The sequence below is a fragment of the Streptomyces sp. NPDC001219 genome (assembly GCF_053597915.1).
On the sequence record NZ_JBSFJF010000129.1, the window covers coordinates 1 to 9,717 of the forward strand.

At 71.2% G+C, this 9,717-nt stretch carries 6 protein-coding genes; 5 read left to right on the forward strand and 1 reads right to left on the reverse strand.

Annotation, left to right across the window (positions count from 1 at the left end):
- On the reverse strand, positions 1-1,214 hold a 1,214-nt coding region (gene rfbH / locus ACWC9R_RS36360; RefSeq protein WP_450738085.1), incomplete at its 3' end, for a lipopolysaccharide biosynthesis protein RfbH.
- A 526-nt stretch (positions 1,215-1,740) separates the two neighbouring features.
- On the opposite strand from rfbH, the gene ACWC9R_RS36365 reads away from it, so the two are divergent.
- The 5 genes from ACWC9R_RS36365 (at position 1,741) to ACWC9R_RS36385 (ending at position 9,625) form a co-directional block, all read left to right on the forward strand.
- On the forward strand, positions 1,741-5,067 hold the full coding sequence (locus tag ACWC9R_RS36365; RefSeq protein ID WP_450738087.1) for an SDR family NAD(P)-dependent oxidoreductase: 3,327 nt from the start codon (positions 1,741-1,743) through the stop codon (positions 5,065-5,067).
- A gap of 36 nt (positions 5,068-5,103) precedes the next feature.
- Entirely contained in the window at positions 5,104-6,138 is a 1,035-nt protein-coding gene (locus ACWC9R_RS36370; protein ID WP_450738089.1) for a ketoacyl-ACP synthase III family protein, read from the forward strand.
- Between the two features lie 105 nt (positions 6,139-6,243).
- Positions 6,244-6,684, forward strand: coding sequence for a cold-shock protein (locus tag ACWC9R_RS36375; RefSeq protein ID WP_450738090.1), 441 nt, complete (start codon positions 6,244-6,246; stop codon positions 6,682-6,684).
- 310 nt (positions 6,685-6,994) lie between these two features.
- Positions 6,995-8,203, forward strand: a complete 1,209-nt coding sequence (locus ACWC9R_RS36380; RefSeq protein ID WP_450738092.1) for a macrolide family glycosyltransferase — start codon at positions 6,995-6,997, stop codon at positions 8,201-8,203.
- 384 nt (positions 8,204-8,587) lie between these two features.
- A complete protein-coding gene (locus tag ACWC9R_RS36385) occupies positions 8,588-9,625 on the forward strand; it encodes a methyltransferase (RefSeq protein WP_450738094.1) in 1,038 nt (345 codons plus the stop codon).
- The last annotated feature ends 92 nt before the right edge of the window (positions 9,626-9,717 follow it).

Consider the following 9,717-nt stretch of genomic DNA (forward strand, 5'->3'; position numbering starts at 1 on the left):
GGTGGGAGTGGTGTTTGGTGTGTTCCCCTCCCAGCCACCCCGCTCCGACCCCGGGGGGGGGGGGGGGGGGGGGGTGGGGGGGGGGGGGGCCCCCCCCCCGCGGGGGCGGCCCCCCCCCCCCGGGACTCCAGGTGGTCGATCAGTTCGGCGGTCGAGAAGGGCGCGCCGTCCCGGACGGTGATCACAAAACCGAACCAGCTCGGATCACTGTCCGGCGTGGGCTCGGGAAGCAGCAGATGCGGCAGGCCGTCCAGCCCGGCGCGCAGCCGGGCCCAGTTGTGCTGCCGGGCGGCACCGAACTCGCCGATCCTCCCGAACTGGGTGAGCCCGAGCGCGGCCTGCAGGTCGGTCGACTTCAGGTTGTACCCGACGTGCGAGAAGATGTACTTGTGGTCGTAGCCGTGCGGCAGGGCGCCCATCTGCTGCTCGAAGCGCTTGAAGCAGCGATTGTCCTCACCGGGCTCACACCAGCAGTCGCGGCCCCAGTCCCGCAGTGACTCCACGATCCGGGCCAGCACCATGTTGTCCGTCACCACGCACCCGCCCTCGCCCATGGTGATGTGGTGGGCCGGATAGAAGCTCTCCGTCGCCAGGTCCCCGAAGGTCCCCGTCAGCCTGCCGCGGTACGTACTGCCCATCGCGTCGCAGTTGTCCTCGATGAGGAACATCCCCCGGTCGTTGGCGATCTTCGCGACCTCCTCGACGGCGAACGGGTTGCCGAGCGCGTGGGCGATCATGATCGCGCGGGTGCGCGGGCCGATGGCCTCCTCGATGCGTTCCGGGGAGGTGTTGTACGTGCCGAGTTCGACGTCGACGAAGACCGGCACCAGACCGTTCTGAATGATCGGGTTCACCGTCGTGGGGAAACCGGCGGCCACCGTGACCACCTCGTCGCCCGGCACCAGCCGCAGATCCTCCAGCTGGGGCGAGGTCAGCGCACTGAGCGCCAGCAGGTTGGCCGACGAGCCGGAGTTGGTCAGATGCGCCTTCCGCAGCCCGAAGTACTTGGCGAGCGCGCGCTCGAACCTGCGGGAACTGGTCCCGGCCGCGATCCGCAGGTCCAGGGCCGCCGCGACCAGGGCCACCCGGTCGTCCTCGTCGAGGACCGCGCCCGAAGCCGCCACCGGCGTCACCCCTGGCACGAATCCGGATGTGACGTCCTCCTGGTGGTACTTGCGTACCAGCTCCAGAATGTCACTCTTGATGTACCCCATCGGATGCCGCCTCCTGTGAGTGTCCTGCCCGATGTTCCGTCGCGCTGCCGCGGGGTGCGATCCGCGGTGCGCGTGGCGCGGACTGGCCGACGACTTGCCACGCGGCACACCGGTGTTGCGCATCCGGTCGGCTGATCGGGGAAGTTCACTCCAGCACGGCGTTCCGGCATGGAGCCAGGTCGGCCGGTGAAGTCTAGGAATTGCCATAGAGCCGGGGCCGTGACCCACCGCCCCCGCCCGGAAACACCGGCTGAGCACCGTGCACGAACCATGCCATCGTCTAGGGAATCTCCCACCATCGGACTGCCCATACTGATGCCGGACAGGGGCAGCGTGGCTCGCGCCCGGGTGCCGGCGGCGCATGCCTCCGCCCGGCGGACGCGATGACGTTCCACCGGGCCGCGAGCTGTGCCGGGCGTCGGAGGAGCGGGCGGGAGTGTGCCGGGGTGCCCGGTCGGCCCGTGTCTCCCCGATGCCGGAACCCCATTCCCGAACCTGTTGGGAGCGCCTGAGAGTGAGTGCCACGATGCGCACTGAACTGATGCGGCCGCTGGACGAGTTGCTCGTCCGGCACGCCGGCCGAAGCGCCGACGAGATCGCCTTCTCCGACGCCCGCCGCAGGGTGACCTACGGTGCGCTGGAGCAGCGCACCGCGCGGCTGGCCGGCCAGCTGGCGGACCTGGGGCTGGGCCGTGGGGACCGCGCCGCCCTCTATCTGGACGACGGCGTCGACATGCGGGAGGGCTCGCTGGCGGTCCTCCGGGCCGCGGCCGTCGGCGTGCCGCTCACGCCGCACCTGACGGACGAGGAACTGGCCCACCTGCTCGACGACAGCGGCGCCGCCGTGCTGATCACCGCATCGCACCTGGTCGACCAGGTGCTCCGCGTACTGCCGCAGCGCCCGGGGTGCACCGTCGTGGTCACCGGGCAGGGCGCCGCGCCCGACGGCACCGAGCGGTACGAGACCCTGGCCGCCACCGACCCCGTCACACCGGCACGCGACGGCCTCGGCCTGGACGAGCCGGCGTGGCTGCTCTACACCTCGGGGACCACCGGGCGGCCCGAGGGCGCGCCGGCGACCCAGCGCACCTGCCTGTGGTCGACGGCGGCGGGCACCGCGCCGGTCCTGGGCCCCTCGGCCCCCGACGACCGGGCGCTCTGGCCCCTGCCGCTGTTCCACGGGCTGTCCCACAGCATCTGCCTGGCGGGTGTGCGGACCGTCGGCGCCAGGGCGGACACCCTCCTGGCCGGGCCGGTCTCCGGCGACGTACGGGAGGCTCCGCTCGCGGCCGACGCCGTGGGGGCGGCAGCCACCGAACACCCCCTGCTGGGCGCGGCCGTGGAGATCCCTGACTCCGGGGCGGTGCTGTTCACCGGGCGTCTGTCGGCACGGACCCACGACTGGCTGACCCACCACCGGGTGGCGGGCAGCACCGTCGTTCCGGGCTCGGCGCTGGTCGAGCTGGCGGTCCGCGCGGGCGACGAGGTGGGCTGCGGCCTGCTGGCAGCGCTCGCCCCGGAGGCGCCGCTGATCCTGCCCGAGCAGGGCGCCGTGCAGCTCCGGGTCATGGTCGGTTCACCGGACGAGACGGGCCGCCGGCCGGTCACCGTCCACGCGCGACGCGACGACGGGGGCACCGGACGGCCGTGGACCCGCCACGCCACCGGGACTCTCGCCGCGAGCGGTCCCGCCCCGTCCTGGCGCCTCGACGTGTGGCCCCCGGCCGAGGCCACCGCGGTGGAGACCACCGAGCTGTACCCCGCACTGGCCGCCGCCGACCAGCTGTACGGACCCCCCTTCCAGGGAGTACGCGCGGTGTGGCGGCGCGGCGACGATCTCTTCGCCGAGATCGGCCTGCCCGACGAACAGCGCGCGGACGCCGCCGCGTTCGGCCTCCACCCCGCCCTGCTGGACGCGGCGCTGCACCCGCTGTGGGCGGAGGGCGACGACGGACGAGCGGCGCGGCAGCCGGGCCGGTGGCGTGGGGTGTGCCTGCACAGCGCGGGTGCGGCGGTCCTGCGCGTGCGGATCACCCGGGCGGCGTCGGGGGAGTACACCGTCGTCGCCGCCGACGCCACCGGCCGGCCGGTGCTCACCGTCGAGCACCTCGAACCGCGGGCGGTGTCCGCCCCCGCGCTCAGGGGTGCCGGCGCGGCCCAGCAGGACAGCCTGTTCCGGGTGGAGTGGACCGAGGTGCCGAGCGCGTCGGTCGCAAAGGACGTACCCCAGTCGTGGGCCGTCGTGGGCGACGACCCGCTCCGGGCGCGGTCCGGGCTGATGAAGGCCGGACAGTACGCCGAGCGGTACCCGTCGCTGGAAGCCCTGGCCAAGGAGGTCGACGGTGGCGCGTCCGTACCGGACGTCGTGGTGGTCACCGCCGGGACGGACACCGCGAGCGCGGCCCCCGATGGCGCCGGTGCCGCGGAGGCCGTCCACCGGATGACCCGGCAGGCGCTGTCCTGGGCCCAGGAGTGGCTGCGGACCCCGGCCTTCACCGCCTCCACCCTGCTCGTCCTCACCCGCGGCGCGGTGGCCGCCTGGGACCCGGCCGGCGCACGGGACCTGGGCGCCGCCGCCGTGTGGGGCCTGGTCGGCTCGGCGCAGACCGAGGCGCCCGGCCGCTTCGGCCTCGTCGACACCGACGCGAGCAAAGCCGCCTGGCGTACCCTGCTCACCGTCGCCCGGTCCGATGAGCCCCAACTCGCGCTGCGCAAGGGCGCGTTGCGGGTGCCGCGGCTGGTTCGGTGCGCCGCCCCGGCCGGGCGCACGCCGCTGTGCGACGGTCCGCCCGGCACCGTCCTCCTCACGGGTGGCACCGGCCTGCTGGGCGCCGCCGTCGCCCGCCACCTGATCACCGAGCACGGCGTGCGCGACCTGCTGGTGACCAGCCGCCGGGGCCCCGACGCCCCGGGCGCCACGGAGCTGTGCGCCGAGCTGACCGCGCTGGGCGCCCAGGTGACCCTCGCGGCGTGTGACGTGGCCGACCGCGGCGCGGTGGACGCGCTGCTGGCGACGCTGCCCGCCGACCGTCCGCTCTCCGCCGTGGTGCACATGGCAGGCGTCACCGACAACGGGATCGTGCTGTCCCTGACGCCCGGCCGGCTGGCGACGGTGCTGCGGCCCAAGGTGGATGCCGCACTCGTCCTGCACGAGGCGACCAAGGACCTGGACCTGTCGGCGTTCGTGCTCTTCTCGTCCGTCGCGGGCGCCCTGGGCGGCGCCGGCCAGGGCAACTACGCCGCGGCCAACGTCTTCCTGGACGCCCTCGCCCAGAACCGCCGCGCGCAGGGAGCCGCGGCGCAGTCCATCGCCTGGGGTCTGTGGGCCGGCCGGGACGTCCTGGCGCCGGGTACCGCCCGGCTGCCGGTTCAGCCGCTCTCCATGGCCGAGGGCCTGGAACTCTTCGACGCGGTGTGCGGCCTGGACGAGAGCCAGGTGGTCGCGGCACGGCTGGACAGCGCCGAACTCCGTGCCCGCGCCGCGTCCGCCGGCCTCCCGCCGCTGCTGCGCGCACTGGTGTGGGAGCCTGCCCGGCCGTCGGCGCAGGACGCGCCGGCGGAGGCGTCCGCGCTGCGGCACCGCCTCGCCGCGATGACCGATGCCGAGCGGGACGAGACGCTCCTGGCACTGATACGCCGGCACGTTGCCGCCGGCCTGGGCCAGGTCTCCGCCGAGGCGATCGGGCCGGAGCAGGCGTTCCAGGATCTCGGCTTCGACTCGCTGACGGCCCTGACGGTCCGCAACGCGCTGAACGCGGCCACTCAGCTCACCCTGCCCCCTGCGGTGGTGTTCGACTTCGCCGGCCCGCAAGCGCTGGTGCAGCACCTGAAGAAAGAACTGCTCGGATGCTGACCGGCCTCGGCTCCACACGGAATGAGGAGATTGTTCGTGAAGGTGGATGACGTCTACATCGACTCCCTGGGAGTGTTCCTCCCGGAATGGCTGAGCGTGGAGCAGGCGGTCGCCGACGGCATCCTGGACCCGGAGATCCCCAAGACCAACGGACTGACCGGCACCCATGCCGCGGGGGACATCCCGGCGATGGACATGGCGGTCAGCGCCTCCCGGTCCGCCCTGGAGCGCTCGAAGCTGGACGTCGACGACATCGACGGACTCATTCACAGCGCGGTCAACTACCAGGGGCCCGAGGGGTGTTATCCGCCGGGCTACATCATGCGTGAGCTCGGCATCGGGAAGGTCCCCGCGCAGTACCTCCGGCAGGGGTGCAACGGCATGCTGGGGGCCCTGGAGGTGGCCATCGGGCAGATGACGGGCGCCGCGGAGGCCGAGGCGGTACTGCTGACCTCGGGCGAGAACTTCACCAAGCCGGGAGCCGACCGCTGGAACGACGGCTTCGGCCAGTCGCACTTCTTCTCCGACGGCGGCATGGCGGTGCTGCTCAGCGCCGACGAGGGGTTCGCCCGGGTCCGTTCGCTGAGTTCCGGCGTCCTGAGCCCACTTGAGAGGTGGCACCGCGGCAACGGGTCGCTGCTGGAGGGGAATCCCGGTGAGACGCCGAGCATGCCCGAGCGGGCCCAGCAGTTCAACGACACCGAGATGCCGCTGTCCGAGGCCCTGGAGAAGATCACGCTCTTCAACATCGACGTCATTCACCAGTCCCTGGTGGACGCGGATCTCAACGCCTCCGACCTCGCCAAGGTCGTCATGATCAATATGGACGGGCGGATGCTGGAGTACGGGACCATGATGCCGCTCGGCCTCCCCATGGAGCGGTCGAGTTTCGACTTCGGCAGGTCGGTCGGGCACGTGGGAGGGGCCGATGTCTTCATTTCGCTGGAGCATCTGGTCCGCACGGGTGAGGTGGGTGCGGGTGATAATGTCCTGCTGTTTTCCCAGGCGCCCGGATGGCAGTGCACGGCGAGCGTGGTGACCGTACTGAGTCCGCCTTCGTGGGCCGTGTGACAGGCTGGTGAACGACCGCCCGAGCGGCGGGTGTTGCCCCGGTGCCCGGGCTCCGGGGCGGTGTGTGTTGGTGAAGTTGTGCAGTGGCAGAGGTGAGGGAACGCTGTGGTGGCTACAGGTACAGTGGTGCGTTTTGACGAGGTGCGCGGATACGGTTTCATCGCCCCCGATTCCGGCGGCGAGGACGTGTTCGTCCATGTCAATGACTTGAGGGACGACAAGCACCTGTTCGACAGCGGGCTGCGGGTCGAGTACACCACCGAGGCGGGGGAGCGCGGGCTCAAGGCCAGCGATGTCAGGCTGCTGGGGCCCGCGCGCCCGGCTTCGGCGCGCCGGCAGGGGCCGGTGGGCGGCGGGCCGGAGCGGATGGGGAGCGCGGAGTCCGACGACGACCTGATGTGCGATGTCCTGTCCCACGCCGAATTCCGGAACGAACTGACCGAGGCGCTGCTCGACGCCGCTCCCTCGCTCACCGCGGCGCAGCTCGTTCAGGTACGCAGGCGCGTCATGGAACTGGTCCAGGCGCACAACTGGACCGAGGCCTGATCCATCCACCCCCTCGCGAGAGGGCGGAAAGTGCAGGGCGGAGGAATCACGCCGTCCGGGTGCCATGAGCCCCGGACGGCGTGATTCCTCCGCCTTTTGGTGTGCCTCCGTCTCGTCTGTGATCTCCGGTGCCGTGTGACCGTTTGCGGAATCCCATGAATCAACTAGTCATTCGGCACCGTCGTTGACACCGGATTCAGGTCCCCGCACCCTCGCAGGGAAACCCGAATCCGGGGAGCGGAGCCTGCCGGGCCGCCCGTGCTCAGCCGGAGTTCCCTACGGTCCTGCACCCAAGAGGAGAACCGTCGCCGTGTCCAGCCATATTGCCGTTCTCTGCATTCCCGCTCACGGGCATATACGTCCTGCCCTGGCGGTCACCGAGGAGCTGGTGCGCCGCGGTCACCGCGTCAGCTTCTTCACGCCGGACGGATTCACCCTGGCCGTCCGGCGGACCGGGGCGAACGTGGTGCCGTACGCCTCGCCGCTGGCCGAGGCGTTCGTCGCCGGGCAGAGCGTCGATCTCCCCCCTGACCAGATGGCCTGGTCACTGGTCATGGTCCAGTACGAGAGCGAGGCGCTGATCCGGGCGGCCGAGGAGCACTTCACGGACGGTCCGCCCGATCTCGTCTTCCATGACACGTCCCTGGCCTTCGCGGGCCGGACACTGGGCGCACTCTGGAACCGCCCCGCGGTACAGTCCGTCCCCAGCATGGCGTCCAACGCCCACTACTCGGACCTCGACACCATGTTCGCCATGATCGGCGTGCCCGAGGACCACCCGGCGATCCCCGAACTCTTCCGCCGCGCCGGGGAGTTCGCCGGGGAGCAGGGGCTCTCCGTGCCCACCGAGGAACTGCTGGGCTGGCACCGGCCCGTGGAGAGTGTGGTCTACGCACCCCGGGTGTTCCAGACCGCCCAGGAGACGTTCGGGGACGAGACCGCCTTCGTCGGGCCGTGCTTCCTCAGCGAGGACCTCACCGCCACCTGGGACACCCCGCAGGACGACACCCCCCTGGTCGTGATCTCCATGGGAACCATGTCCCAGGCGCAGACGGAGTTCTTCCGCACCTGTGTGCGTGCGCTCAGCGGCCAGCCCTGGCGCGCCGTCCTCACGGTCGGCAACGGCTTCGACACCACGACCCTGGGCACCGTTCCGTCCAACGTCGAGGTGCATCCGTGGATACCCCAGGTCGCCGTCCTGGAACACGCCGATGTCTTCGTCACCTCCGGCGGCCTGGGCAGCCTCATGGGCGCCGTGCACACCGGCACCCCGATGGTCATGGCCCCGCACCTGCCGGAGCACCAGGTCACCTGTGGACGCGCGGCGGAACTGGGGCTCGGTGTGCTGCTCGACCCCCAGGAGGCCACCGAGGAGCAGATCCTCACCACCCTGCAGCACCTGATCGCCGACGAGGCCACCCGGACCCAGCTGCGCCGCGTACGCGAGCTGACGGAGGCGGCCGGCGGGGTGACCCGGGCGGCGGACATGCTGGAATCGCGGATTCGGGTGTCCCGCTGAGGTATCTGTCACCGAGGCCGCTGGCGGGGCGGGAGACACACTCCCACCGACGGCCGTTGGGGAATTCCCTACAGAAGTCAGCACCGCTTCGACGGCCGGCATCGACGGAATAGGCTGGCGTCAGTGGGCCAATGGGAGTCGCGCACAACGGAATGCCGGATCGCCCGCACGGCCCATAAGGCTCCGTTGGCCGTTTCTCTCCGCGGGCCCTTTCCCGGGCCGCGCCGAGGCGTGCCGTGCAGGTGTCCGTGACCGTCCGCTTGCAATTCCGCTTGACGATTCCTGTTTTCGATGTCCGACGGGCACGCCACCTCTTCGCCCGCTGCCTCCCTTTCACGGCCGGGCGACGGAGGTGGCCCGTTACCCACCCCAGGAGCACTGCGAATGACAGAGCTGAAGAAACCGGACGAGGTAGCGCTTCGTCCGCACTACAAGGCGCACTATCACTTCCAGTTCCTCAGCGCCGCCTTCCGGTTCGGACTCTTCGACATACTGGAGAAGGAGCCGGGGACGACCCTCACCGGCATAGCCGAACGGCTGGGCCTCGAAGAGCAGCCGGCTCGCATCCTGCTGCTGGGCTGTACCGCCACGGGCCTGGTACGCAAGGAGGGCGACGGCTACCACAACACCCCGCTCACCCAGCCGCTCGGGGAGCACCCCGACCAGGTGCCGGCCACCTACATCCCCTGGGAGACGCACGGCATCTACCGTGCCATCAGCTGGTTCTACGAGTCGCTGAAAGAGAACTCCAACATCGGTCTGCAGCGCGAGATCCCCGGCACCGCCCCCACGCTCTACGGCCGGCTGGCGGAGAACCCGGAGCTGGAGTCCACCTTCCACACCATGATGAGCGCGGTGACCCAGCTCGTCGCCGAGGACGTCGCCACCGAGCTGGACCTGTCGGAGTACCGGCACCTCCTCGATGTCGGCGGCGGCGCCGCGACGAACGCGGTGCATCTGGCGCGGGCCTGGCCCGATCTGGAGATCACGATCGGCGACCTGCCGTCGATCGCCCCCCAGGCGAACGACCGGATCGCCGCACAGGGTCTGGGCCACCGGGTACGCGCGGTCAGCCTCGACGCCTTCCACGACGAGTTCCCCGTCGGCCATGACGCGGTGTTCTTCGCGCACTTCCTCGAGATCTGGTCCGCCGACCGCATCCGCGCGCTGCTGGCGAAGGCGTCCCGCGCGCTTCCTTCCGGCGGCGGCGTCTTCGTGGTGACCCCCTACCAGTACGACGACGAGACCGGCCCGGAGCGCTCGGCCTACCTCTCCGCGTACTTCCACACGATCGCCTCCGGCGAGGGCATGGTCTACACGCCGAAGGAGTACGAGCAGTGGTTCGACGAGGCGGGCATCGAGCCCGCCGAGCCGGTGCAGCTCGGCCCGGACACCGTGGTGATCCGCGGACGGAAGCGTTAGGACCTGTCGTCAAACTCCCGTCGTTCGCCCGAAGGGCGGCCCCGCGGCGTCTGGTGCGTGCGATCGCAAGGCGGAGGGTCGCCCCGATACTG